At 64.0% G+C, this 24,086-nt stretch carries 20 protein-coding genes and 1 tRNA gene; 18 read left to right on the top strand and 3 right to left on the bottom strand.

All coding sequences use genetic code 11. From position 1 onward, the window contains the following. Together ACWIVK_RS04140 and ACWIVK_RS04135 are read left to right on the top strand one after the other, a co-directional pair. Positions 1-325 (top strand): NfeD family protein (locus ACWIVK_RS04140; RefSeq protein ID WP_448575315.1); only part of this gene is annotated, 325 nt, incomplete at its 5' end. Positions 326-352: 27 nt separating this feature from the next. Then, positions 353-1,150 (top strand): slipin family protein, encoded by a 798-nt coding sequence (locus tag ACWIVK_RS04135; RefSeq protein WP_448575314.1) that lies wholly within the window; start codon positions 353-355, stop codon positions 1,148-1,150. A gap of 2 nt (positions 1,151-1,152) precedes the next feature. Here ACWIVK_RS04135 and sppA read toward each other — a convergent pair whose 3' ends face one another. Together sppA and ACWIVK_RS04125 are read right to left on the bottom strand one after the other, a co-directional pair. Beyond that, positions 1,153-2,118, bottom strand: a complete 966-nt coding sequence (gene sppA, locus ACWIVK_RS04130; protein ID WP_448575313.1) for a signal peptide peptidase SppA — start codon at positions 2,116-2,118, stop codon at positions 1,153-1,155. 36 nt (positions 2,119-2,154) lie between these two features. After that, positions 2,155-3,012, bottom strand: coding sequence for a pyruvate, water dikinase regulatory protein (locus ACWIVK_RS04125; RefSeq protein ID WP_448575312.1), 858 nt, complete (start codon positions 3,010-3,012; stop codon positions 2,155-2,157). A gap of 100 nt (positions 3,013-3,112) precedes the next feature. On the opposite strand from ACWIVK_RS04125, the gene ACWIVK_RS04120 reads away from it, so the two are divergent. The 13 genes from ACWIVK_RS04120 to ACWIVK_RS04060 all read left to right on the top strand — a co-directional run bounded on the left by ACWIVK_RS04120 (position 3,113) and on the right by ACWIVK_RS04060 (position 20,511). Further along, on the top strand, positions 3,113-5,527 hold the full coding sequence (locus ACWIVK_RS04120) for a flippase activity-associated protein Agl23 (protein WP_448575311.1): 2,415 nt from the start codon (positions 3,113-3,115) through the stop codon (positions 5,525-5,527). Then, entirely contained in the window at positions 5,524-7,356 is a 1,833-nt protein-coding gene (locus ACWIVK_RS04115; RefSeq protein WP_448575310.1) for an ArnT family glycosyltransferase, read from the top strand. Before ACWIVK_RS04120 ends, ACWIVK_RS04115 begins: the two co-directional genes overlap by 4 nt. Positions 7,357-7,363: 7 nt before the next feature. After that, complete coding sequence (locus ACWIVK_RS04110) at positions 7,364-8,038, top strand: response regulator (RefSeq protein ID WP_448575309.1); 675 nt, start codon at positions 7,364-7,366, stop codon at positions 8,036-8,038. Positions 8,039-8,154: 116 nt separating this feature from the next. Beyond that, a complete protein-coding gene (locus ACWIVK_RS04105) occupies positions 8,155-9,564 on the top strand; it encodes a sensor histidine kinase (protein ID WP_448575308.1) in 1,410 nt (469 codons plus the stop codon). 13 nt (positions 9,565-9,577) lie between these two features. Next, entirely contained in the window at positions 9,578-10,276 is a 699-nt protein-coding gene (locus tag ACWIVK_RS04100) for a hypothetical protein (RefSeq protein WP_448575307.1), read from the top strand. Positions 10,277-10,452: 176 nt separating this feature from the next. Continuing rightward, entirely contained in the window at positions 10,453-12,342 is a 1,890-nt protein-coding gene (dxs, locus tag ACWIVK_RS04095) for a 1-deoxy-D-xylulose-5-phosphate synthase (protein ID WP_448575316.1), read from the top strand. After that, entirely contained in the window at positions 12,339-13,103 is a 765-nt protein-coding gene (gene rsmG / locus ACWIVK_RS04090) for a 16S rRNA (guanine(527)-N(7))-methyltransferase RsmG (RefSeq protein WP_448575306.1), read from the top strand. Before dxs ends, rsmG begins: the two co-directional genes overlap by 4 nt. 4 nt (positions 13,104-13,107) lie before the next feature. After that, positions 13,108-14,466, top strand: coding sequence for an FAD-dependent oxidoreductase (locus ACWIVK_RS04085; RefSeq protein WP_448575305.1), 1,359 nt, complete (start codon positions 13,108-13,110; stop codon positions 14,464-14,466). Positions 14,467-14,821: 355 nt separating this feature from the next. Further along, complete coding sequence (locus ACWIVK_RS04080) at positions 14,822-15,832, top strand: ABC transporter permease (RefSeq protein ID WP_448575304.1); 1,011 nt, start codon at positions 14,822-14,824, stop codon at positions 15,830-15,832. A gap of 1 nt (position 15,833) precedes the next feature. After that, complete coding sequence (gene nikC, locus ACWIVK_RS04075) at positions 15,834-16,742, top strand: nickel transporter permease (protein ID WP_448575303.1); 909 nt, start codon at positions 15,834-15,836, stop codon at positions 16,740-16,742. A 20-nt stretch (positions 16,743-16,762) separates the two neighbouring features. Beyond that, positions 16,763-18,499 (top strand): ABC transporter substrate-binding protein, encoded by a 1,737-nt coding sequence (locus ACWIVK_RS04070; protein ID WP_448575302.1) that lies wholly within the window; start codon positions 16,763-16,765, stop codon positions 18,497-18,499. Positions 18,500-18,575: 76 nt separating this feature from the next. Further along, the gene (locus ACWIVK_RS04065; RefSeq protein ID WP_448575301.1) at positions 18,576-19,445 is read left to right on the top strand and encodes a dimethylarginine dimethylaminohydrolase family protein; all 870 of its coding nucleotides are present in this window, start codon (positions 18,576-18,578) and stop codon (positions 19,443-19,445) included. A 22-nt stretch (positions 19,446-19,467) separates the two neighbouring features. Then, positions 19,468-20,511, top strand: a complete 1,044-nt coding sequence (locus ACWIVK_RS04060; RefSeq protein WP_448575300.1) for a methyltransferase — start codon at positions 19,468-19,470, stop codon at positions 20,509-20,511. On the opposite strand, the gene ACWIVK_RS04055 is transcribed toward ACWIVK_RS04060, so the two are convergent. Further along, positions 20,469-21,665 (bottom strand): HAD-IIA family hydrolase, encoded by a 1,197-nt coding sequence (locus ACWIVK_RS04055; RefSeq protein WP_448575299.1) that lies wholly within the window; start codon positions 21,663-21,665, stop codon positions 20,469-20,471. The two genes, ACWIVK_RS04060 and ACWIVK_RS04055, sit on opposite strands and share 43 nt — an antisense overlap. 262 nt (positions 21,666-21,927) lie before the next feature. On the opposite strand from ACWIVK_RS04055, the gene ACWIVK_RS04050 reads away from it, so the two are divergent. The 3 genes from ACWIVK_RS04050 (at position 21,928) to ACWIVK_RS04040 (ending at position 24,058) form a co-directional block, all read left to right on the top strand. Further along, positions 21,928-22,929, top strand: coding sequence for a glycosyltransferase family 2 protein (locus tag ACWIVK_RS04050; RefSeq protein WP_448575298.1), 1,002 nt, complete (start codon positions 21,928-21,930; stop codon positions 22,927-22,929). Further along, positions 22,922-23,851 carry a class I SAM-dependent methyltransferase gene (locus tag ACWIVK_RS04045; protein ID WP_448575297.1) on the top strand — a complete coding sequence of 310 codons (930 nt, stop codon included), beginning with the start codon at positions 22,922-22,924 and terminating at the stop codon, positions 23,849-23,851. The genes ACWIVK_RS04050 and ACWIVK_RS04045 overlap by 8 nt, the downstream gene beginning before the upstream one ends. A gap of 134 nt (positions 23,852-23,985) precedes the next feature. Further along, positions 23,986-24,058 (top strand) — tRNA-Arg (locus tag ACWIVK_RS04040). The last annotated feature ends 28 nt before the right edge of the window (positions 24,059-24,086 follow it).

Here is a 24,086-nt window from a genome sequence, read left to right as displayed (position 1 = left end):
TATCTTTTTGCTTCTCGTGTTTTTGGTCGCACGCGCGCACGCCCGGCGTCCACAGACCGGAAAGGAAGCGTTGCTCGGCGCACGAGCGGTCGTCCGGCGTACCCTCGACCCGGAAGGCATGGTCTTCGTCGAGGGGGAACTCTGGCGCGCCCGCAGCCTCGCTGGCACCATGCCCGCCGGTAGGACGGTACAGGTGGTTGGACTGGAAGGACTGGTCTTGCTCGTCGAGCCAGCGACCGAAGAGGGACCGGCTGTCCGAGTACGACAGCTCGCGGGAGACGCTCGTCGCTGGCGGCCGCTCGGAGCCCTGTTCCGCCGTGGATGAGTATTGCAGACCAGAAAGGAGTAGCCGATGGGCTTGACATCGCTGATCACCGGTGCAGTCGTCGTCGTTTTGGTGCTCATGTTCCTGAGTTCCATGATCAAGGTCGTCCAGGAGTACGAGCGCGGCGTCATCTTTCGCCTGGGACGCTTGGTCGGTCCCCGCGGGCCTGGACTGATCTTGCTCATCCCGATCATCGAACGGATGGTCAAGGTCGATCTGCGCGTGATCACGATGGATATTCCGGTGCAGGAAGTGATCACGCGCGACAACGTGACGGTACGGGTGAACGCGGTCGCCTACTTCCGGGTCGTCGATCCGAACGCAGCAGTCGTCAACGTCGCCGACTACATTCGAGCGACCTCGCAAATCTCCCAAACGACGCTCCGGAGCGTCCTCGGTCAGGTCGAACTCGACGAACTCCTCGCCGAACGAGAGAAGATCAATCAGAAGCTGCAAGAAATCATCGACGAGCAGACCGAACCATGGGGCGTGAAGGTCAGCATCGTGGAAATCAAGGACGTCGAGCTCCCCGAATCGATGCAGCGAGCCATGGCGCGTCAGGCCGAGGCCGAGCGCGAGAAGCGCGCCAAGATCATCCACGCGGAGGGCGAACTCGCCGCTGCGAGCCAACTGGCCGAGGCTGCCCGCACGCTCATCAGTGTCCCTGGGGCGGTGCAGCTCCGTTTCTTGCAGACGCTGACCGAGATCGCTGCCGAGCGCAACAGCACCATCATCTTCCCGTTGCCGATCGACCTCCTCACGCCATTTCTCGAGAATCGGCTCGCCCCGGTGCGGTCGAGCATCCAGCCAGGTTCCGAGGACTGAGATCACCCGAGCGTCGCGAGCTCGTAGCGCAGCTCGATCGGGCCGGTCGGGAGAACTCCCACCGGCCTCGCATCGTCTCGTCCGAAGAAGAACCGCGCCATGGTCGTGCTCAACGATTCCCAAAAGCTCGGCTGCGGGCGATAGATGCGGACGGGCGGTTCCGCTCCCAGTCCAGCCAACTGGCCAGCCACTGCCAGGGCCTCACGATAGCCGCCGAGCTCATCGACCAGCCCGAGTTCTTTCGCTTGGCGCCCAGTGTAGATACGGCCGTCAGCCAACTCGCGCACGCGCTCGGGTGGCATCGCGCGGCCCTCCGCGACCACGCGCACGAACTCGTCGTAGGCCTCGCGGACCAGCTGCTCGAGCAGTGCGCGCTCTTCTGGAGTCATCGGACGATCGCTCGACCCCATGTCCTTGAATGCTCCACTCTTGATGACTTGCATGCGGACGCCTAGTTTCTCGTACAGGCCGGATAAGTCAGGAATGATCAGGATGACCCCGATGCTACCGGTGACACTGTCGGGCATAGCGACGATACGGTCGGCCGGCGCACTGATGTAATAACCGCCGGACGCTGCAGTGTCCTCGAAAAAGGCCACGACCGGCTTCCCGGACTCCTGCACCCGGCGCACTGCTGCCCAGATCTCGCGCGCCGCATTGACGCCACCCCCCGGGCTATCGACGCGTAAGAGGACGGCTTTGGCATTCGGGTTCTGACGCGCTCGCTCCAGTTGCTCGACGATCCGCTCGGCGCTCGCCGACTCGCCGGTCAAGAGACCAGCCCCACCGCGGAGCACCATGGGCCCACGGACGCGGATCTCGGCAACATGGGACTCCTCCAGCCAGCGGTCGAGACCGCCAGCTGCCAGCAAGCCGAACCCAGCCGTCAGCGCGAGGCAGCTCGCGACCAGCAAAAGGCCGAGCCCGACGACCCACCAGGTGCGTCGTGTTCTACTCGGTACAGCCATCCCACCATTTCCTTCCGACACCCCGACCACGCCAGGTCAATGGTCATCAGTCTGGCCAGCGAGTCCGCGCAGGCGTTGCCGCTGGATGATCGAGACCACTTCCTTCGCGATCTCCTCGATCGACTTCCCCGTGATGTTGACGAGCGGCCAAGGATAACCGCTCCGTGCGATGCGGCGGAAATAAATGAGTTCCTCCGCCACCTTCTCGGGATCGGCATACTCGCCCGGCAGCGCGCCACCGAGCGCCTGTAGGCGATGTTGCCGGATCCGGACGAGCTCGTCCTTGTCGATCGTCAATCCGACGATCTTGCGTTGATCGATCTGCCGCAGCTGCGGGGGCGGCGGCACGTTCAGGATGATCGGCACATTGGCCACCTTCCAGCCGGACATGGAGAGATAGACCGAGAGCGGCGTCTTGGACGTGCGCGAGACGCCGACCAGCACGATGTCTGCTTCTCCGAGCGTCTCCAGGCCCTGGCCGTCATCGTGCCGAACCGTGTACTGAATCGCTTCGATCCGCTGGAAGTATTCGGGGCCGACACCGCGTGCCGCACCTGGTCGCAGGAGCGGCTCGACTCCGACCTTCTGCGAGATTTGGCCGAGAAGCGGGCCGAGGAGATCGACGTGATCGATCAGACGGGCATTGCACTCGCGGACGAGCAGCCGGCGAATCTCCACGATCACCACCGTGTGCACGATGATCCCGTTCGCCTGCTCGGCCGCTTCGACGACCTCCCGCACCTGATCCAGCGTCCGCACGCCTGGATAGCGCCGAACATCGAACTCGACGTGCGGGAACTGCGCCATCGCCGCATCCAGCACGGCCTGTGCGGTCGTCCCCACCCCGTCGGAGACGAGGAGAACTGTACACCGTGGCCGCGTCGCTCCTGTCATCGTTCAGCTCCTGTCGGCACTTTCCCGACCCGAGCATACTCGACTGGTAGAATCCCGGAGGCACGGTCGTGACGGGGTTCAAACGGAGAGCGGTGAGACCGTGAACGGTTCGATCACACCGCCGAGCGTCGAGCGAGCGCGACGGTCGCTGCCGCACCGAGCAGCGCGAGTCACATCGTGGCGGCCGACCGTCGAACAGCTGGCGTATACCGGGCTCGCTCTTTTCGCGCTCTGCACACGCTTGTGGGATCTCGGCTCACGGGCGCTCCATCATGACGAGTCGCTCCACACCTATTTCTCCTGGGTCTACGAACAGGGGAACGGCTACATCCATCATCCGATGATGCATGGTCCATCGCTGTTTCACCTCGAGGCGTTAGCTTATCTTTTGTTCGGCAGCAGTGACTGGGCATCGCGCCTACCTGCTGCCCTTTTCGGGGTCGTGCTCGTCCTCTCGCCAGCACTGCTCCGGGACCGCGAGTTGCTCGGACGCTGGGGAGCACTCGCTGCGAGCACCTTTCTGCTGATTTCTCCTTCTGTGCTCTACTTCAGCCGCTTCATCCGGCACGATATCTTCGCCGTAACCGCGACGGTGCTTCTTTTCATTTGCTTTTTGCGCTATGTGCACCAGCCCGCGCGGCGTTGGCTGGTCGGTGCGCTGGTGACCGGTGCGTTCATGCTGACGACCCACGAAGTGACCTTCGTTTCTGCCTTTATCCTCGTCACATTCATCGCGGTCGCCGTTGCTGCCCGCGCAGCACCGATCCTTTTGGCGACGAGCGGCGTTGCCCTGGCAGCGTTCGGTGGCTCGGTGCTCCTCTTCGAGGCGCTGGGCGTTCCAGGTTTACCGACGATACCGTGGGAAAATCCGACCGGGCAGGCGATCCAGACCTTCACGATCCGACTCCTCACGCATCCGATCACGCTCGCTGCCCTCGGTCTCTTCTGCTTATGGGCCTTCTGGAGTTGGCGCTTGCTGGCCCGCGAAAAAGATCCGGACGAACCATGGAGCGCCTGGCTGCAACGCGTCTCGCCGCCTGGCTCGGTAGCCTCGGCCATCGCCGCGGCCCTCAGTGATCGGGTCGGGCTCGCCTGGGGCGCGAGTCTCGGCGCGGGGATCTTCATTGCACTCTACACCAGCCTCTTCACCAACCTCGGCGGTCTCGCCAGCGGAACCGTCGGCGCGATCGGGTACTGGCTCGGACAACACGGTGTCCAGCGCGGGGAACAGCCGTGGTTTTACTATCTCGTGATGCTTCCTCAGTACGAAGTCATCGCTGTCGCCGCATTTCCCATCGGGCTTGCCCTCGCGCTGCGCGGAGGATTGGCTACGCTCCGGCACAGCACCCCACCAACTTCCTGGCTGACGCTCACCTTTCTCGTCTATTGGACAGCCGTCATGCTCGCCGTCCTTTCCTGGGCTGGCGAGAAGATGCCTTGGTTGGTGATCCACATCACGGTTCCCTTGTGCCTGCTCGCTGGCCTCGTCGTTGGCAGGCTCCTCGAGCAGTTCGAGCGCGCCTGGACATGCTGGAACCGCGATCGACGCCGCCTCGCGGTCGGCTTGGCCACGCTCGTCGTCGCACTCCTCGCGCAGTGGTTCCTCGCGATGGCTTGGGTCACAGCTGGTCCCCTCGACGCGACGAAGGGCTTCCCACTGCGAACCATCCGTCTCGGGGAAGAGACGACACTCCGCCTGGCCTGGGTGCCCGTGCTGGTGGCTGCTTTCGCGGTCATCGTGCCAGCTGTCGATCGACGATGGCGCCGGTTCGCGCTTCCAGCAGTCTCCGGCTGGCTGGTCGCAGCGACACTCTTTCAAGTCCATGCCGGATGGCGGGTGACCTTTCGCGAGGGAGACGTGCCGCGCGACATGCTGATCTATGTCCAGACAGCACCGCACGTCGTCCAGCTCACCCGCGACCTCGAGCGCTTTTCGCACGAGTTGACTGGCGGGATGGATCTGGAACTCTGGTACGACTCGGGAACGCAGTGGCCGATGAACTGGTATCTTCGCGAGTTTCCACGTCGCCGCTATTTCGGCACGACCCTCAACACTCTTCCCGAGCATCCGCCGCCGATCATCCTCTACTCGCTCGAATACCTGCGTCCGGAAACCGATGCCCTATTGCGGAGCCAGTACACGAGTTTCGACTACCCGATGCGCTGGTGGTATCCAGAAGAGACGACGTACCGCGCATTCGCGATCGCGCCCGAACTGAAGAATCCAGCACGCCAGAACCTGCAAACGAGTGATCTGCCGCCGTTCACGCTCGGCGATGTGCTCCGGAGCATCTGGCGCAGCCTGTCGAGTGCTCGGGAACCAGCGCAACAGGCCAAGCTGTTCCGTTTGGTCGCCCTGCGTGAACTGCCGTCGCCGATCGGCTCCTACCGCTTCCGCCTGTACGTCCGCAACGACCTGCTTCCGGCTTTCCAGGAGATCCGGCTGCGGCAACCGCGGTTGGATCCGGTCCTGGCAGCACCACCGGTCCCGACCGAGACGGAGGCATCCTCATGAGCGGACCAGCATCGTCGGCACCTGAGCGATCGCTCCTCGATCGGGAAGTCCCGCTCGGACCGATCATGCTGCGCCTCGCACCGTGGATTGCGCTGCTCGCTCTGGCAGCGCTACCACGGCTCTACGGCTTACGCTCCTACCCGCTCGCTCCGCAGGAAGCACGGTTGGCTTGGGATGCCAGTCACCTCGTCACCGGCGGCGACCTCTCGGCTGCTGGATGGACACAGCCGCTTCCCACCGCCTCAGCTGCGCTCGCGTTCTTTCTCTTCGGTCCAGGGGATGGGGCAGCGCGACTCACTAGCCTGCTCGCCGGATTGGCCGGCGTGGTACTGGCTGTCCGGCTCGGACAGCGCAGCGACCCGCTGTTCGGCTGGGCCAGCGGCATCCTGCTCGCCCTCTCGCCGACGCTCGTCGTCGCCAGTACGCGACTCGACGGAACGATGCTGCTCGTCAGTCTCGCGCTGGCGGCTGCCTCTCTTCTGCTCCGTCCTCCACCCGCCCGGTCCTCGCCAGTCGCGGTAGGCCTCGTGCTCGGCGCTGCTCCGCTCGCCCATCCGCTCGGTTGGATCCTCACGCTCGGTGGGACTGCCTTCCTGCTCGCACGCTGGCCGCATCGTGGCCGGAACCTGGCTTCTCTGACCGTAGGAGCCCTCCTCATCATTGCCCTGACCAGCACGTACCTCCTCACGCGCCCGGACGGCCTCGCCCGATTCCTCGTCGCCAGCTGGCAGGAGCTCGTCACGGAGTTTCTCGGCCAGCCGTTCGCCGCCTGGTCCCGCCCGCTCGTCCTTCTGGCGACCGAGGAATTCCCGATACTCACCCTCGCCCTCGGCGGAGCGATCCTGTGCATCCGACGGCGGACAGCGCAGTGGCTCCTCGTCGTCGCTGCCCTCGGAGTCGGCAGCGCGATCCTCCTCGGGAACGGCCGGGCGAGCGCCCTCGCACTCGCGCTCTCGAGCACGATCTTTCTCGCTGGCTACGGTCTCTGTCAGCTTCTCCGAGCGGTCCCGTGGTCGATGCTTCGGCGCAGCTGGGATGCCGCAGCTCTCGGCACGAGCGCTCTCGCGGTGCTTCTCGGCCTCAGCCTGATCGGCCGGCTACTGTCTGGCCCGCAAGGAGACGCTTTCGCGTGGTCGGCTGGCGTCGTCAGTCTCCTGCTGTTGCTCTCAGTCACGCTCTGGGCCGTCCAGCAGCTCTGGCAACGAGCCGTCGCGCCACGCCGTCTGCTCCTCGTCCTGCCGCTGCTCGCCCTGAGCATTCTCGCCTCCCGCGATGCGATGCTCGCCAATGCGACCACGACTTACCGGCCCGGTACTCTCTTGCACGGTGAGGACAGTGCACCAGGATTGCGCACGACCATAGACCGCCTCCGGCGGGCCAGCATGGATCTTACCATGTTCCAGTTCGATCCACGCGATCCGACTGGTGGACACGGACTCTTCATCGTGCTGCACGACTCGGTCGCCCAGCCCTTTGCCTGGTACCTGCGTGACTTCCCGTCCTTGCGCATCGTCTCGACGAGCGACCTTCCGCGTGTTCTCGCGGATGCCCAGGTCATCGTCATCCCTCCGGAACTACACGCGGGGATCGCCGCAACGCGGCCCGAGTTGGTCTGGCAACCGGTTCCCGCGCAACTCGCTGTCCCAGCGGTGCTGCGCTCACCACCCTGGGGGCGTCTCGTGACCGGCATCGTCGATCCCCGCGATTGGCGGGAATTCGTCTCGTTTCTCCTCTACCGTCGAATAGCGGTGCCGAATCCGCCGCAGACGGTTCTGGTAGGATCGATACCGGAGGTGGCAACGCGGGCCGGTTACCCGGCGGTCCCTTGAGCGATCGATGGCGCACATACTCGTCGTCGAGGACGATGCACGTATCGCCAAGATTCTGGAACTTTTCCTGCGCCGCGACGGCCACACGGTCGTGACCGTTGCCGATGGAACGGCTGCGCTGGCGCGCTTCGAGCAGGAACACCCCGATCTGGTCATCCTCGACCTCATGTTGCCTGGCACACACGGTCGCGACGTCTGCCGGGCTCTCCGTCTCCTCCACGCCACACCGATTCTCATGCTCACTGCGCTCGATGACGAGCGCGACATCGTGGAGGGACTCGATCTGGGAGCTGACGACTACGTCACTAAACCGTTCAAGCCGAACGAGCTGCTCGCCCGCGTGCGAGCACTCCTGCGGCGCGCGAGTGGACCACCGGTGAAAGAACTCGTCTATGGGGACATCCGCATCGACCGGGAGGCACGATCGGTCTTCGTCGATGATGAACCGGTCACTTTGCGCCCACGCGAGTTCAACCTGTTGCTCGCACTGGTGAGTCAAGCAGGAAGAGTCATCTCGCGTCAGCGTCTTTTGGCGCAAGTCTGGCGCGACCACGAAATCGACGAGGGTTCGCGCACCCTCGACGTCCACGTCAATCGGCTTCGGCAGAAATTTCGGAACAGTCGCGTCCGGATCGAGAGCATCCGAGGCATCGGCTACCGACTCGCTCTCGATGAATCTTGAGCGTCCGGTTACGTTCCGTTTACAGCGCACGGTCAGACTCAAGAGTGGCAGGCGGAGTGGAGACCCGCTCCGGTTGCCGGATAGGGTGAGCAGTGATCAGGAGTTTACGAGGCCGCTTGTTCGCGAGCTTCGTCGCGGTGGTGCTGGTCATGGTGACCACGACTGCTTTGGCTGCCATTTGGCCCCTCGTCCGCGCCCAACGCGAGGTCGACCAGCGCGAGCTGGAGCAGCTGGCAGCCCAACTGGCAGTCGGCATCGATGCCGTTTACCGTCGCCCCGGACTGCGGCTGCTCCTGGGCGGCGAGTTCCTGCACGAACTCGGCGAACGGAGCGGCGTGCGGCTCCTGATCATCGACCCGCAGGGGAGGATCGTAGCGGACTCGGCCGAGGAGCCACTTCCTCCGGCCGTACGAGCAGCGGTCACCCAGGGGTTAGCGGAGCGCTTCCAGGAGCAACGATTCACTCCTGGAAACCGCCACCGAGCGGTCCTACTTGCTGGTTCAGTGGACGGCTACTCGTTGGCGGTAGCCCCGCTGGCTAGCCTACCGGGGGCGACCCTCGTCGTCCTGGCGCCGGCGCCGACGAGGGTCCTCCTGCGCACGCTGATCCCAGGGTTGGGGCTCGCACTCGCTGCTAGGCTCGTCGCCTCGCTCGTTGTGACCTGGTTCCTTTCGCGATCGATCGCTGGGCCGATCGCGCGCCTGGCTGCAGTCGCCGACGCCATCGCCGCCGGTGACCTCTCGCGCCAGGCGAGTGGCGCTGGATCCGACGAGGTCGGGCGGCTGGTGCGCAGCTTCAACACGATGGTGACGAATCTGCGGCGCCTCGTGGAGGGGCAGCGCAACCTCCTGGCCAACGTCGCCCACGAACTCCGCACGCCACTCACGGTGATCCAGGGGTACGCCCACGCGCTCCGGGAGGGACTACTCACCGAGGCGCCGGAGCGCGAGGAGGCGTTGCAGATCATCACGAGCGAGAGCGAACGGGCAGCGCGCCTCCTCACGCAACTCTTGCACTTGACGCGCCTGGAAACAGGCCAGATCGAACTCGCGCGCCAGCCTGTCGAACTGGCAGCACTGGTTGAACGAGTCGCGGCTCGTCACCGACTCGAGGCTCAGCAGCACCGCATCACGCTGACGACGACGATACCAGACGCATTGCTGGTTTCGGGAGATCCGGATCTGCTCGAGCAAGCGATCGAGAACCTGCTGCGGAATGCGCTCGTCCACGGTCGTGACGGAATGGAGATCGTGATCGAGGCGCGGTCGATCCCCGCGACACCCCCGCGGGTGGCGCTCACCGTCCGCGACACCGGTCCTGGTATCCCGCCCGATGCCCTGCCACACCTGTTCGATCGGTTCTACCGGGGAACGCCAGCACAGAACGACCGGAACGGTTTCGGGCTCGGTTTAGCCATCGTCCGCGAGATCGTGACCCTTCACGGCGGGTCAGTCTCCGTGGCCTCAGCACTCGGGGTCGGGACGACGTTCACGCTGGAACTCCCAGAAGCGACCAAAGTCGACTGAGAGGAGGTCAGCCATGTTGTGGCATCAGCTGCGTAGTCGACGGTTCTGGATCGTGATGCTCCTGCTCGGAGCCCTCGCCTCACTCGTGGTCAGTTCAGGGTTGGTTGCTGCCCAGACGACCACTCCAACCCCATCCACGAAGGGCGGCATCTGCTCGTCGCTCGGAGAGACCAAAGTTGGGCCGCTCAGTGACCTCTTGAGCGCGTTGGTCAACGAGGGCATCATCACCCAGGATCAGGCAAACCGCATTCAGCAATATCTCACCGACCAGGCTCGCGCGCGCTGTTACCAGGCTCGCGTTCTGCCACCCACCGATATCCTGAGCACTACCGCGACCAAGCTCGGCATGACCCTGAGCCAGCTCGTCGCGGAACTGCGGCAGGGCAAGACACTCGCTCAGATCGCCGGTGAACATAGCGTCACCCGCGATGACTTGAAGGCGGCACTGCTCGAAGCAGCTCGGGCGAACGCAAAGACACTGGTCCAGGAGGGAACCCTCACGCAGGACGAAGCAGACCAGGCCTTGCGAGCGGTCGAGAGCAACCTCGACGCGCTGATCGACGCGACTGGACCCTGGGTCTTTGAGCACGGCGCTGGATGGGGACGTGGCCGGCATCACGGCTGGGGTTGGCAGCACGCACCGAGCGCACCAGAGCAACCGGGACAGAGCGGAGCCCGCTTCGCTCCGTGGATGCCGGTTTACAGCCAGTGAATCAGTCTTGTCCTCCTCACTCTCCTCGGGGAGGAGAGTTGCCTCCTCCCCGTTTCGTTTGCCGGATCGGCGCAGATATTTTGACGTCGATCAGCTTCCCTGCTACGATCAACATGTCCCGTACCGCTGCCCGTGTACCAGTGACGCACGGGGCGGTTCCGATGAGGGGGAATCCGATGTATTTGGAACGGATCGACGGCCCACAGGACCTCAAGCGATTGAGCGTACCCGAACTCGAAAAGCTTGCCGAGGAGATCAGGGAAGCCATCATCGAAGTCGTACTGGGCAAAACCGGCGGGCACTTCGCTCCGAATCTCGGGACAGTCGAACTCACGTTGGCCTTGCATTACGTCTTCGATTCGCCGCGGGACAAGATCGTTTGGGACGTCGGTCACCAGGCCTACCCGCACAAGCTGGTGACCGGTCGACGCGACCGATTCCACACGATCCGGCAAGAAGGTGGCCTGAGTGGTTTCCTCCAGCGCGAAGAAAGCCCACACGACCACTTCGGCGCTGGCCACGCGTCGACATCGATTTCGGCAGCCTTGGGCATGGCGGTGGCAGCCAAACTACGAGGCGAGTCCTACCACACGATCGCTGTCATCGGTGACGGTGCGCTGACCGGTGGCATGGCCTATGAAGCGCTGAATCATGCTGGTGCCCTTCAGGTACCCCTGATCGTGGTCCTCAACGACAACGAGATGTCGATCGCACCCAATGTGGGTGCGCTCGCACGCTATCTGACCCGCGTCCGGACCGACACGCGATACCGGCAAGCCAAGGGCGAAATCGAGCGACTTCTCCGCCGGCTTCCGCAAGGTGAAAGGTTGGTCGAACTCTCTCACCGCTTCTTGGACGGCCTCAAGGAAGTCGTCTACCGGACGATGATCTGGGAAGAACTCGGCTTCACCTATATCGGCCCGATCGATGGGCACAACCTGCGCGAGCTGATCGAGACCTTCCAGTTGGTCAAGTCATTCGACAGCCCGGTTTTCGTCCATGTCTTGACCGTCAAGGGCAAGGGATACCAACCAGCGGAAGACGATCCGTTCAAGCACCACAGTGCGGCGGTCAAGGTTCCGGGGGCACCACCCACCCCACCACGGTACCAGGATGTCTTCGGCCAGACGTTGGTCGAGCTGGCCGCCAAAGACGATCGAATCGTCGCGATCACTGCGGCGATGCCGGACGGAACTGGTCTTCTCCCCTTCGCCGCCGCGTACCCGAACCGGTTCTTCGACGTGGGGATCGCTGAACAGCATGCCGTGACTTTCGCGGCTGGCTTGGCGACCCAGGGGCTTCGTCCGGTCTGCGCGATCTATTCCACTTTCCTGCAGCGTGCCTACGACCAAGTCATTCACGACGTCTGCATCCAGAAACTCCCGGTCGTCTTCGCAATGGACCGTGCCGGCCTCGTAGGGGAAGATGGGCGAACCCATCACGGCGTGTTCGACGTCGCGTATCTCCGCTGTCTTCCCAATATGGTTCTCATGGCTCCGAAGGACGAGGACGAGCTGCGTCACATGTTGGCGACTGCGCTCGCCTACGAGGAAGGGCCGATCGCGCTCCGTTATCCGCGCGGGAGTGGTGTCGGCGTCCCGCTGCTCGGAGAGCCACGTGTCTTGCCCATCGGTCGCGCTGAGTTGCTGCGCGAGGGATCCGACGTCGCGATCGTGGCACTCGGTGCGACCGTGCTCCCAGCCGAGCGTGCTGCGGACATCCTCGCGGAGCAGGGAATCCGCACGACCGTCATCAACGCTCGTTTCGTAAAACCGCTCGACCGGTCGCTCATCCTCGATGCTGCGCGCGAATGCGGTTGCCTGGTGACGGTCGAAGAAGCCCAGCTGGCCGGAGGTTTCGGCAGCGCAGTCTTGGAGGCACTCGCCGATGCCGGACTGCACGTTCCGGTGCTGCGCCTGGGCTTGGCCGATCGCTTTTTCGACCACGCATCCCAGGCATCGCTCCGACGGCAAGCGGGAATCGATGCCGAATCGATCGCCAGCCGGACGCTCGCCTTCCTCGTGTCCCGTGGTCGTGTCGACACAGGAGCGATCAGCGACCGGTGAGCGACGAACCGCTCGATCTCGACCTCGTCCAGCAGGCCCTCGCACGCTGGGGAGAACCCTTCACGCCGGAGCGCGAGCACGCCTTCCGGCAGTACGGGCAACTGCTCTTGCAGTGGAACGAGCGAATCAACTTGACCGGCCTCGCCGAGTGGTCAGCCATCCAGCGCCGACTGCTCGTCGAGTCGCTGGCTCTGCTTCCGTGGGTCGACCGCGCCTGCGAGCGAAAGACTCCTTGTCGGATGATCGACGTGGGTACCGGAGCAGGCATACCGGGAATCCCGATTGCGGTCGTGCGGCCTTCGCTCGCGATCACTCTCCTCGACGCGACTGCAAAGAAGATCCGCTTTCTCGAGACGGTGGTGCGAGAGTTGCGACTGTCCAATGTGGTCGCGATACACGAGCGGGCCGAAGTGCTCGCTCATCAGCCAGCTCACCGCGGCCGCTACCATCTCGCGACGGCCCGAGCACTGGCGCATCTGGCGACCGCAGTCGAACTCACGTTGCCTTTCCTCGCCCGAGGGGGACTCGCACTCTTCCCGAAAGGGAGCGGTATCGAGCAGGAACTCGCCGAGAGCCAGCCAGCGCTCGCTCTCCTCGGCGGTGAACTCCTCGCTGTCGAGCCTCTCCCGCTGGCTGATCTCGTCGGCACCACCAGTACACTCGTCGTCGTCCGCGCTGCACGTCCTTGCCCGGCTCCGTACCCGCGGCGACCCGGTATCCCAGCGAAGCGACCGCTCGGTGAGGTCAGTCGGAAGGAGTGACCGCATGGTGACCCGGAAAGAGCGTTTGGTCATCGTCGGCGGGGATGCAGCTGGCATGAGCGCGGCATCACAGGTACGACGGATGCGCAGCGACATCGAGATCATCGCGTTCGAGCGCGGTGCGTTCACCTCGTACGCGCTCTGTGGATTGCCGTATTACGTCGCAGGGTACGTCGCGGGGTGGAATCAGCTCATCGCTCGAACACCGGAAGCACATCGGCGCAACGGCATCGATGTGCGGCTCCGCACCGAGGTCATCGGGCTCGATCTCGCTCGCCGCGAGGTGATCGCGCTGGACCACGAGCAGCGGCGCGAGTACCGCGAGCCGTTCGACCAGCTCGTGCTGGCCACTGGTGCGCGACCGCGTGAACTCGCTGTCCCTGGTCGAGACGCCGCCGGTATTTTCACGCTGCACGGTATCGAGGAGGCGCAAGCGCTCGTGGACTGGCTCGCTCGCGAGCGACCGCAGCGAGCAGCCGTGGTCGGAGGTGGCTACATCGGCATCGAGATCGCCGAAGCATTTCGTGCCCGCGGCCTGGCGACCACGCTCATCGAGGCTGCCGAACAAGTCATGCCGATGTTGGATCCGGACATGGCCGATTTGGTGGAGAAAGCGCTGCGCGACGAACAGGTGACCGTGTTGACGAAGGCACCAGTCGAAGCCTTCGTCACGCGCGGCGGACGGGTCCGGGCGGTCATCACTCCAGCTGGCGAAATCGCCGCGGATGTCGTCGTGATCGGCATCGGGGTGGAACCGAACAGCGAAGTGGCTCGAGCCGCGGGCCTCGTGGTCGGGGATCGCAACGCCGTGCACGTCGACGACCACTGCCGCACCTCGGTGCCAGGCATCTGGGCGGCCGGCGATTGCGCGGACGTGTATCACCGCCTGCTCGGTCGGTCCGTGTACTTCCCGCTCGGTACCACGGCCAATAAACAAGGTCGTATCTGCGGACTCAACTTGGGAGGCCGCGAATCCCGGTTCCCGGGTATCGTCGGTACCGCCATCACGCGCTTCGGCGAAACCGAGATCGCCCGGACCGGGCTCAATGAGCGCGAGGCACGATCAGCTGGGTTGTCGGTGGTCATCGGTCACGTCCGGTCGACGACCCGCTCCGGTTATTTCCCCGGTGCGAGCTGGATGACGGTCAAAATGCTGGCCGAAGAAGGCACCGGGCGCCTGCTCGGGGCCCAAATCGTCGGTGGACCAGGAGCTGGCAAGCGGATCGACACCGTTGCGACTGCGTTGAGTGCCGGCCTGACTCTCGAGGAGTTCATCTATCTCGATCTCGCCTACGCACCGCCGTTTTCACCCGTTTGGGACCCGGTCGTGGTGGCAGCGCGGAAACTCGCTCGCGAGGCATGAAAAGAACGCGGGCCGACTCGGTCGAGTCATCGCGCGCTCGGCAAGGCACCGCTCGAACCAGGCAACGGTGCGCTGGCACGCGGCGCAGCAGTCCTGACTTCGTTCGCTGGCTTGCGCGACCGTCCGGGTCGACTACCCACAGCAGCCGGGTCCCGGTGTGCGACGAAGACTGGTCGTGCCTTGACAGCGCTCTTCCTTTCCCGGTAGAGTGAAGATGCTCGGTTGCCCTGCATCCTACACTGAGGAACGGACTCGAGGATGAGATCGGCAGGCAGGGGAGAATCGCGAGGCTGATTTTCATGCTCACAGTCGCCCTGAGTGATTGCCCCGGCAAGGAAACGAAGGCCATCGTCCGATGATCGTTCGGCTCATCATCCGAAGGCTTTTCTTCCTCATCTTCGTGCTGCTCGGCCTCTCGCTCATCACCTTCACCTTGTCTCACGTTGTGCCGAGCGATCCCGCGCGGATGATCGCTGGGCCACGGGCGAGCCCGGAGGCGGTCGAGAAGATCCGCAAGGAGTACGGGCTCGACCAGCCGCTTTGGCGCCAGTACGTGCGCTACGTGAGTGGTTTGGTTCGCTTCGACTTCGGCAAGTCGTTGACCTCCCGCCGTCCCGTCGCCGAGGATCTCAAGCGGTATCTGCCAGCCACGATCGAACTCGCGTTCTCCTCGATGCTGTTCGCGGTGATCCTCGGCATCCCTCTCGGTATTCTCTCAGCGGTCAAGCGCAACTCCCTGCTCGATCTCGTCGGCCGGACCATCTCGATTCTCGGCCTGTCGATTCCATCCTTTTGGCTGGCGCTCGTCCTGCAGTTCGTCCTGTTTGCCCAACTGGGGCTGCTCCCCGATGGGCAGCGACTCCCGATCGGAGTCAAGGAGCCGCCAACAGTCACGGGCTTGTTCACGGTCGATGCGCTCTTGGCTGGAAACCTTCCGCTCTTCTTCCTGGCCCTCAAGCACTTGCTCATGCCGTCATTGGTGCTCGGGCTCGCGGCGCTCGCGATCGTCACACGAATGGTCCGCTCGGGAATGTTGGAGGTTCTGGGACAGGATTACATCCGAACCGCGCGGGCCAAGGGACTGCGCCCGAGTACGGTCATCCTCCGCCACGCGCTCAAGAATGCTCTGCTCCCTGCTGTCACGGTGATCGGCCTGCAGTTCGGGTTGCTGATGGGCGGAGCCGTTCTCGTCGAAATCATCTTCTCCTGGCCAGGCATCGGTCGCTACGCCTTTCAAGCCATCCAGAACTTCGATTACAACGCCGTCATTTCGGTGACTCTAGTCATCGGTGCCGCCTACGTTCTCGTCAATCTCTTGGTCGACATCGCGTACGTGCTGCTCGATCCACGCATCCGGGTGACGTGACATGGAGCGAACCACGACTGCGACGACCAGGCCAGTGACCGTTCTGCTCGAACGACCACCGCGCCCGCGCACCCTCTCGAGCACGTTCATCGACTTCCTTCGTCACAGTCCGCTCAACCTGCTGGGCGTCGTCCTGATCGCTCTGTTTCTCTTCCTCGTGGTCTTCGGCAGCGCCCTCGCACCGCACGACCCGATCCAGCCGAACGTCGCCTTCAAGCTGCAACCACCCTCGTCCACGTACTGGTTCGGTACCGACGAGCTCGGACGCGACGTGTTCAGTCGGGTGCTGAGCGGCGCGAAATATTCCTTGGGTATCGCGTTCATCATTCTGTCGATCGCCGTCGTTGTCGGAACGCTGGTCGGTCTGATCGCTGGCTACGTGGGTGGGCTGGTCGACGAATTGCTCATGCGCCTGACCGATCTTTTCCTCGCCTTTCCGGCTCTCGTTCTCGCCATGGCGATCGCTGCGACACTCGGTCGCAACCTTCAGAACACGGTGATCGCGCTCGCCGTCGTGTACTGGCCATGGTACGCACGCCTCGTGCGCGGTCAGGTGCTGTGGCTCAAGGAGCGCGAGTTCATCGAGGCAGCGCGCGCGATCGGTGCCTCGCCCTGGCGTATCCTCAGCCGGCATATTCTGCCGAACACGCTTGCGGTGATCATCGTCCAACTGACGCTCGATGTGGGTTATGCAGTGTTAGCGACGTCCGGTCTGTCGTTTCTCGGACTCGGTGCCCAGCCTCCCACGCCCGAATGGGGTACGATGATCGCTGGTGCCCGAACCTTCTTCCGCGATGCCTGGTGGTACATCACGTTCCCAGGTCTGGCGCTCACCCTCACCGTTTTGGGTTTCAATCTCGTCGGTGACGGATTACGCGACTTTCTCGACCCGCGGACTCGGCGACGGTAACGATCGAGAGGAGGAGCACGATGGATCCCCGACGTCCCGAAGAATCGCTCGCCCTTCTGCTGGCAGCACGCAGTGGCCGGCTCACGCGACGGCAGATCTTGAGCCGCGGCCTGGCACTCGGTCTGTCCACCCCGACGATTCTCGCCTTGTTGTCTGCGTGTGCCCGAGGCGGTGAAACGCCGACCGCCCCTGCTCCAGTCGCGACCCCACAGCCCGGCCAAACCCCCACCGGCCGACGCGAATCGACGAATCGCGAGTTCGTCGTCCTCTTCTCCGGTGGCGTACCGGACCTCGATCCGCAATCAGCGTACGATAACCAGGCTTCGGCACTCTTTCTCGCTTGTTACGAGATGCTGATCAAGCTGAAGGGGGAGTCGACCTTCGACTACGAGCCGATGCTGGCTCGTGAGTGGTCGCACAACGACAACTTCACCGAGTTCACCTTCAAGCTGCCGCCGAACGCTGTCTTCCACGATGGCTCTCCGTGCGACGCCGACGCGGTCAAGCGCTCGTTCACGCGTTTCCTCGAGATGGGTCGAGGGCCCGTCAATGTGATCTCGCGCTTCGTCGAGGATCCCGACCAACAGATTCAGGTCGTCGACCCCACGACGATCAAGTTCGTCATGACCAAACCACAACCCCTCTTCCTGGCTGCGATGGCCTCCGAGTACGGGCCGCTGGTCGTCTCGCCGAAAGCGTGGGACGAGCACAAGACTGCCGACGATGAATTCGCGCACGACTGGTTCAGCCAGAACATCGTCGGTACCGGCCCGTACAAGGCGGTCGAACTCCTGCAGCTAGAACGGTTCGTCTTCGAGCGGTTCGAGCAGTATCACGGCGAGCGGCCCTTCTTCGACCGGATCATCGCTCGGGTCGTCCCCGAGGACGCCACCCGACGCCAACTCATGGAGACGGGCGAGGCTCACGCCTGTGCCTACATCAATCCGGAAGACCTTCTGGCCATGAAGCAGAATCCGAATCTCCAGATCGTCGAGTACGACACGACCGAGGTCGATTGGGTCCGGATGAACTACGCCTTGTTGTCCGCGAAAGCGCGTCAGGGATTCTGTTACGCGTGGCCATATCGAGAAGTAATCGAAAAGGTGTTGCGCGGCTATGCCAAGCCGATCAACGGGCCGATCGCTGATACCGTCATCGGTTACGACCCCTCCATACCGACCTACACGACCGACTTGCAGAAGGCCAAGCAGCTGCTCAGCGAGGCAGGGATCAAGGAAGGCGACACCTTCACGTACATGTACTCGAGCGGCGATCAGACGGACGCCGCGATGGCTCAGCTCTTCCAGGCCAATCTCGCCCAGATCGGTATCCGGCTCGAGCTCCAGCAGGTCGAGCGGGCAGCGCTCCTAGAACTCGCCTACGGTGATACACCGCCGGAACAGCGCCCGCACTTCATGTCCGGTGCATGGTGGCCGGACTACAACGATTCCTGGAACCAGATCTACCCAAATTATCACTCCGACTCGGTGGGTTCCAAGGGTTCGAACGCGATGTTCTACCAAAATCCCGAGGTCGATCGACTCATGAATCAGCTAAAGGATGCAGCGACGGAGGACGAGATCCGGCGCCTCACCGGGCAAATCGTCCGCATTCTCACCTGGGACGACCCAGCCGCTATCTTCTATGCCCAGATCAAGAAGGCCACTGTGCTGCAGAAGGATATTCGCGGTTACGTCCCCAACCCGATCTACATCAACAGCTACAACTTCTGGGCCATGTGGCGAGAAGCGCTCTGAACCGAGCGATCGGAGTGAGCCTCGTGAGCGCCAGCCGTGGCGCTCACGAGGCATTTTGCTGAAGGGAGTTTTTCGGATGACGACCGGATGGGGTGCACAGTCGATGGTCGCGCCGCTCCGGCGCGTCTTGCTCGTTCGACCTGTTCCACCCCCGAATCCAGACTGTTGGCGGGACTTCGGGTACCTCCACCCGATCGACCACGAGCGTGCGGCTGCCGAGCACACCGCACTCGTCACCCTGCTCGAGCGGGAGGGAATCGAGACCATCGTCGTCGAACCGGAGGACCCAGCTCTCCAAGATGCCATCTTCCCGTTCGACCCCGTCCTGGTCACATCGGCAGGAGCGATCCTCCTGCGTATGGGCGAGGAACTCCGTCAACCGGAGGTCGCTGCCCTCGAGCGGGTGCTGCGAGATCTCGGGATCCCGATCGTTGGCCGAATCCAGTCACCAGGCACCGTGGAGGGAGGCGATTGCCTCTGGCTCGACGAGCAGACCCTGATCGTCGGCCGCAGCTACCGGACGAACGATACGGGCATCGCCCAGCTCGCCGATCTGCTCCGCCCTCAGGCTGTCCAGGTCATCGCGGTAGATCTGCCGCACTGGCATGGCCCCGGCGAATGCCTGCACCTGCTCTCGCTCCTCAGCCCGGTCGATACCGATCTCGTCGTGGCGTATTTGCCGCTTCTCCCCGTGCGGCTGGCAGAAATGCTCGTCGACCGCAGAATCGAGATCATCCCTGTTCCAGAGGACGAGTTCGCGACCCAGGCACCGAATATCCTGGCACTCGCTCCCCGGCGTTGCGTCATCTTGAAGGAAAACCAGCGAACGATCGCTGCCCTCGAGGGAGCAGGCTGTACAGTCTTCGTCTACGACGGTCGAGAGATCTCGCATAATCGATCCGGCGGTCCAACTTGTCTGACTCGCCCTGTGCTCCGCGCGTGGTAGCTATGTGAACGAGGAATCGACGATGCCTCCCACACCATCCCAGCAACGCATCCTCGAATTCGCGCACAGTTTCCGCATCGCTGCACTCGCCATCACCTTCGCCGAACTCGGGATCGCCGAACAGCTCGGCGACGGACCGAAGTCCACCAGCGAGCTGGCGCTCGCCCTCGGAGCTGACCCCTCAGCGCTGGCCCGCTTCCTCCGCGCCGCTGCTGCTCTCGAACTCGTTACCGAAACACCAGTAGGATGGCAGCTCACTACTCTGAGCAGAGAAACGCTCGTCCCCAGTTCGCCGTCTTCGTTGGCCCATTTCCTCGCTGCCCAAGCAGCCTTTTATCGTCGCTGGAGCCTGCTCGCGGAAGCGGTGCGCACTGGTCGCGCACCGGAGGCCAGTCGCCGCGAAGAAGATGCCGGCGACTGGGTACGCCGCTTCACCCTCATGCTGTACGAAGTCGCTCGGATGACGAGCGAGGACGTGGCAAAAGCCTTGTTGCCGCTCCTGACCGATCGTCCGCGTCCGCGCGTTCTCGATCTCGGTGGTGGCCATGGGGAATACGCGATGGCGCTCGCGCGGCTCCATGCGGGGCTCGAGGCGACCGTCTTCGATCGTCCACCGGTCATCGCGGTGACGCGCGAACTGGTGGATCGGCAAGGATTGGGGAACCGGATCCAGCTCCAGGGTGGTGATTTCTTCGAGGACCCGCTCGGGGAAGCCTACGACCTCGTCCTTCTCTTCGGTGTTCTGAACGGGATGGGCGAGCAGGAGGCCGAGCGACTGCTGCGACGCGTTCGGCAGGTCCTGCTGCCGACCGGCTGGTTAGCGATCCGCGCAACGCCGCCCACAGCACCCCCCAGCGCCATCCTTCAGCATGCCCTTCACGATCTCCAAATGCTCTTAGCCACCGAGCGCGGACGCAATCCAACGGCGCAGGACTTGGAGTCATGGCTGGGAAGGGCTGGCTTCCACGAGTGGCGATGGATCGCCACCACCGATCCGGGCACTGCGCTGCTCGTCGCCCGCGCTCAACCGAGCGCACCCAGCGCGAGTTCCAGCACCCGGGCCTGATCTGCGGGGAGCACCTGGCGGGCGCATGCGACCTCGCGCCACTCCGCGCCACCGGCGAGCATGCTCCCCGCGCTGCGCCCGACGGCCACTGGTCCAGCCAACTGGACGAGCGCCCCGTCGCCATTCCGGACGAGCAGCGTTCCGTCGACCAGCTCTGGCAGGAAGGTCAGTGAGACCGGCTGCGACGGGAGCATCCGGGCGAGCAGTCGTTGGGCAGCCTCGGCAAACGACTCGAGCGGCTCCAGCGCGACCCAGGGCAGCATCCAGCTACCGGCTACCGGCACCAGCGCGACCGTTTCGAGCGTCTCGTCGAGGACGACCAGGATGACACCGGCCACGACACGTTCAGGCCACCTCACGTCCTCGAACGGTCGAAGCGGTATTTCTGGGGAAGCCGTCACGAGTTCGGCGAGCGAGGCCACGACTCGCTCCGGACGACGCAAGTCGCGCGCGGGGAAATCCGGCTCCTCTCTTGCTAAGAGAACCGCGGGAAGTCCCGCGCGATGCGCGCCGAGGACATCGCTGTCCACCCGGTCGCCGACGACCAGCACTGTCGCGCTCGCGGGCAGTGTCTCGAGCGCGAGCTGGAACATGAGCGGCTCCGGTTTGCCGACGACGAGCGGGCGCTGTCCGGTCGCGAGACGGATCGCACACACGACTGCCCCGGTGGCCGGCACCGTTCCGAGGGGCATCGGGTAAGATGCATCGGCATTGGTCGCGATGAAGCGAGCACCGCGTTGGACCAAAAGACTTCCTTTGACGACAGTCCGGAAATCCAGCCGCTCGTCCGCTCCCACGACGACGGCGTCAGGTACTCCCTCATCCACCACGGTGAGACCCACACGGGCCAGTTCCTCGGCGAGTCCCGCGCTCCCGACCACGTACGCCGTGCCGATACCGAGTTGAGGCAGCAGGCGGGCAGTCGCCCAGCCGCACGTCACGAGTTCCTCGACCGCCACGTCGATGCCGAGACGACGCAAGCGCTCAGCGAGTTGCTCGCGCGTCGGTCGTGGATCGTTGGTCAGGAACCGGAGATGCTTGCCCGTGGCTCGCAGCGTCGCGAGCGCCTCGGCGACGCCCGGAAGGAGCTGATCGCCCACGTAGACGACGCCGTCCAAGTCGAGCAACCAGGCATCGAAATCCAGCGCACGCATCCTTCCCCCTTTCCGCACCGAGTATGCCGACCGCCCGAGCATCCCGGTTGACGCCGGTGTGTCCGTCACCCGAACGGAGGCGACCTGTCCTCGCCCATTAGCGAGAAGCAGGATCGGATGACCGATTCATCGCGGCGCTGCTCCCATGAGACGCGTCGAGCCGAGCTCGCTCGAACCGAGCGAGTCGCGGGGCCCTTGCCAGCGTGCTGGCAGTTGCTGCTCTGCTCCGCTACCATGAGAGAAGAGGGGAAGGGTAGGGTGCATGACGGTTCCGGCCGCGACACGGCTATCCGCCCAACCGGACCGGCACTGGCAACCAAAACCATCCGAGCCGGTCGATCTCTCGATCGTGATTCCAGTCTACAACGAAGCTGAAAGCCTGCCGGAACTCTACCGTGCACTCTGCGAAACCCTGGCCACCCTCCCCGTGCGAGCCGAACTCGTCTTCGTCGACGACGGAAGTTCGGACGGATCGTCCCGTGTACTCCGCGAACTCTTCGTGAGCGATCCCCGCGTCCAGGTCATCGAGTTTCGTCGGAACTTCGGCAAATCCGCCGCACTCGCAGCCGGGTTCCGCGCCGCGCAGGGGCGCATCATCGTCACGCTGGACGCGGACCTCCAAGACGATCCGCGCGAGATTCCGCGCTTGCTCGACGCGCTCGAGCGAGCCGACCTCGTGACCGGTTGGAAAGCACCGCGTCGCGATCCCTGGACGAAGCGCTTGCCATCGTGGGTCTTCAACGCGCTCGTGCGGCTCCTCACTGGTATCCGGCTGCACGATGTCAACTGTGGACTCAAGGCCTATCGTGCCGAAGTTGTACGGGAAATTCCACTCTACGGAGAGCTTCACCGGTTCATCCCGGTCCTCGCTCACGCGCGGGGCTTTCGTGTCGTCGAACTTCCCGTGACGCACCACCCGCGCCGCTACGGACGCTCCAAATTCGGGCCAGCACGCTTCTTTCGCGGACTCTTCGACTTACTGACCGTGCTGTTCCTCACCCAGTACAGCCCTCGTCCTCTCCATTTGTTCGGTTGGTTCGGGCTCGCAGCGCTCGGTCTCGGGACTATCATCAATGGCTATCTGGCTCTCCAGTGGTTCCTCGGGCATCCGATCGGGCATCGACCGCTGCTCACGCTCGGCGTTCTCTTGATGACGCTCGGCGCGCAGTTCTTCTTGACCGGTCTCCTGGCCGAGCTCATCGCGCATTCCTCCCCGCGTCAGGACTACAGCATCCGTCAGCATTACCGGCACGACCATGAGTGACCGTTCGCATCACTTGGTCGGCGTGTCCTGTGGCCTCTGCGGCGCTGATGACCCCGAGCCACTGGGCTGGCTCGACGACATCCGCTACGGCACGCTGCCCCACCCTGTCCAGCTAGTTGCCTGCCGCGTCTGCGGTTTTCGCTACTTGACCCCTCAACCGCAACCCGGCAGCGAAGCGCTGTTCTATCCTGCTGGCTACGATCCCTACCGTCGAACCGGCTGGACCGCGGCGGCCCGACGGCTCCTCCTGCGGCGCGAAGTCCGCAAGCTGTGGCCCTGCCTGGCTCCGCCGCGCCATGTGTTGGAAATCGGCTGCGCGACCGGCGAACTCCTTCTCATCATCCGGGCCGCTGGTAACCCATTCGTGAGCGGGATCGAACCGGATCCCGCTGCAGCGCAGATCGCTCTCCGGCATGGTCTGGACGTACGGGTGGGCACCCTCGAGACGCTTCCTCTCCCCCGGGCCGCCTACGATACCGTCTTACTGCAGCACGTCCTGGAACACCTCCCCGAACCCGGTCGAGCTCTCTCCCGACTGGCTGCACTCCTCCGCCCAGGAGGTACCCTCGTGCTCTGGTTACCCAACGGCGACTCCTGGGCAGCGCGATGCTTCGGCTCCGCGTGGATGGGATACGACCCGCCACGCCACCGGAGCGTCTTCACGCCAGCGACGCTGCGTCGCGCGTGTGCCCAGGTCGGACTCGAGATCGTCGCTGAGCACCACGAATGGCACGGTCTGGAGTGGGCGTGGGGACTCCGGTTGGCCGCCCGCACGAGGGGATGGCGACGAATCGAGCATGTCCTCGCCCGGCTGCATTTCGCAGCGATCCTGGCGACTACACCGATCGCGATTGCGGCAGCACTCGCACGACGATCCGGGCGTATTCGGGTCCTGGCGCGCAAACGCATACCAGGACCGTGACGATGTCGTCCGAACGACTATTCCCTGGTGCTCGGGGCGATCGCGGGACAGTACGAGGCTCAGCCAGGTCTCTCCTGTCGCGAGAGGACTAGTCGAGTGAGTTACCGATCTGCTACACTTCTCGCAGGGCATGGGCCCTCGTAGCTCAAGGGATAGAGCGCTTGGCTTCGAACCAAGAGGTTGGGGGTTCGAATCCCTCCGAGGGTACTGGGGCAGCGAGCAGGGATTACCCTGC

Source organism: Thermomicrobium sp., assembly GCF_053493975.1.
This window is presented reverse-complemented; position numbering and strand designations above follow the sequence as displayed.

Bases quoted from the DNA above. Each gene is read 5' to 3' on its own strand.
- ACWIVK_RS04065 (WP_448575301.1), top strand. From the start codon at position 18,576: ATGACGACCGGATGGGGTGCACAGTCGATGGTCGCGCCGCTCCGGCGC.
- sppA (WP_448575313.1), bottom strand. From the start codon at position 2,118: ATGGCTGTACCGAGTAGAACACGACGCACCTGGTGGGTCGTCGGGCTC.
- ACWIVK_RS04050 (WP_448575298.1), top strand. From the start codon at position 21,928: ATGACGGTTCCGGCCGCGACACGGCTATCCGCCCAACCGGACCGGCAC.
- ACWIVK_RS04100 (WP_448575307.1), top strand. From the start codon at position 9,578: ATGTTGTGGCATCAGCTGCGTAGTCGACGGTTCTGGATCGTGATGCTC.
- ACWIVK_RS04125 (WP_448575312.1), bottom strand. From the start codon at position 3,012: ATGACAGGAGCGACGCGGCCACGGTGTACAGTTCTCCTCGTCTCCGAC.
- ACWIVK_RS04135 (WP_448575314.1), top strand. From the start codon at position 353: ATGGGCTTGACATCGCTGATCACCGGTGCAGTCGTCGTCGTTTTGGTG.
- ACWIVK_RS04080 (WP_448575304.1), top strand. From the start codon at position 14,822: ATGATCGTTCGGCTCATCATCCGAAGGCTTTTCTTCCTCATCTTCGTG.
- ACWIVK_RS04055 (WP_448575299.1), bottom strand. From the start codon at position 21,665: ATGCGTGCGCTGGATTTCGATGCCTGGTTGCTCGACTTGGACGGCGTC.
- ACWIVK_RS04070 (WP_448575302.1), top strand. From the start codon at position 16,763: ATGGATCCCCGACGTCCCGAAGAATCGCTCGCCCTTCTGCTGGCAGCA.
- ACWIVK_RS04045 (WP_448575297.1), top strand. From the start codon at position 22,922: ATGAGTGACCGTTCGCATCACTTGGTCGGCGTGTCCTGTGGCCTCTGC.
- dxs (WP_448575316.1), top strand. From the start codon at position 10,453: ATGTATTTGGAACGGATCGACGGCCCACAGGACCTCAAGCGATTGAGC.
- ACWIVK_RS04115 (WP_448575310.1), top strand. From the start codon at position 5,524: ATGAGCGGACCAGCATCGTCGGCACCTGAGCGATCGCTCCTCGATCGG.
- ACWIVK_RS04110 (WP_448575309.1), top strand. From the start codon at position 7,364: ATGGCGCACATACTCGTCGTCGAGGACGATGCACGTATCGCCAAGATT.
- ACWIVK_RS04085 (WP_448575305.1), top strand. From the start codon at position 13,108: ATGGTGACCCGGAAAGAGCGTTTGGTCATCGTCGGCGGGGATGCAGCT.
- ACWIVK_RS04060 (WP_448575300.1), top strand. From the start codon at position 19,468: ATGCCTCCCACACCATCCCAGCAACGCATCCTCGAATTCGCGCACAGT.
- nikC (WP_448575303.1), top strand. From the start codon at position 15,834: ATGGAGCGAACCACGACTGCGACGACCAGGCCAGTGACCGTTCTGCTC.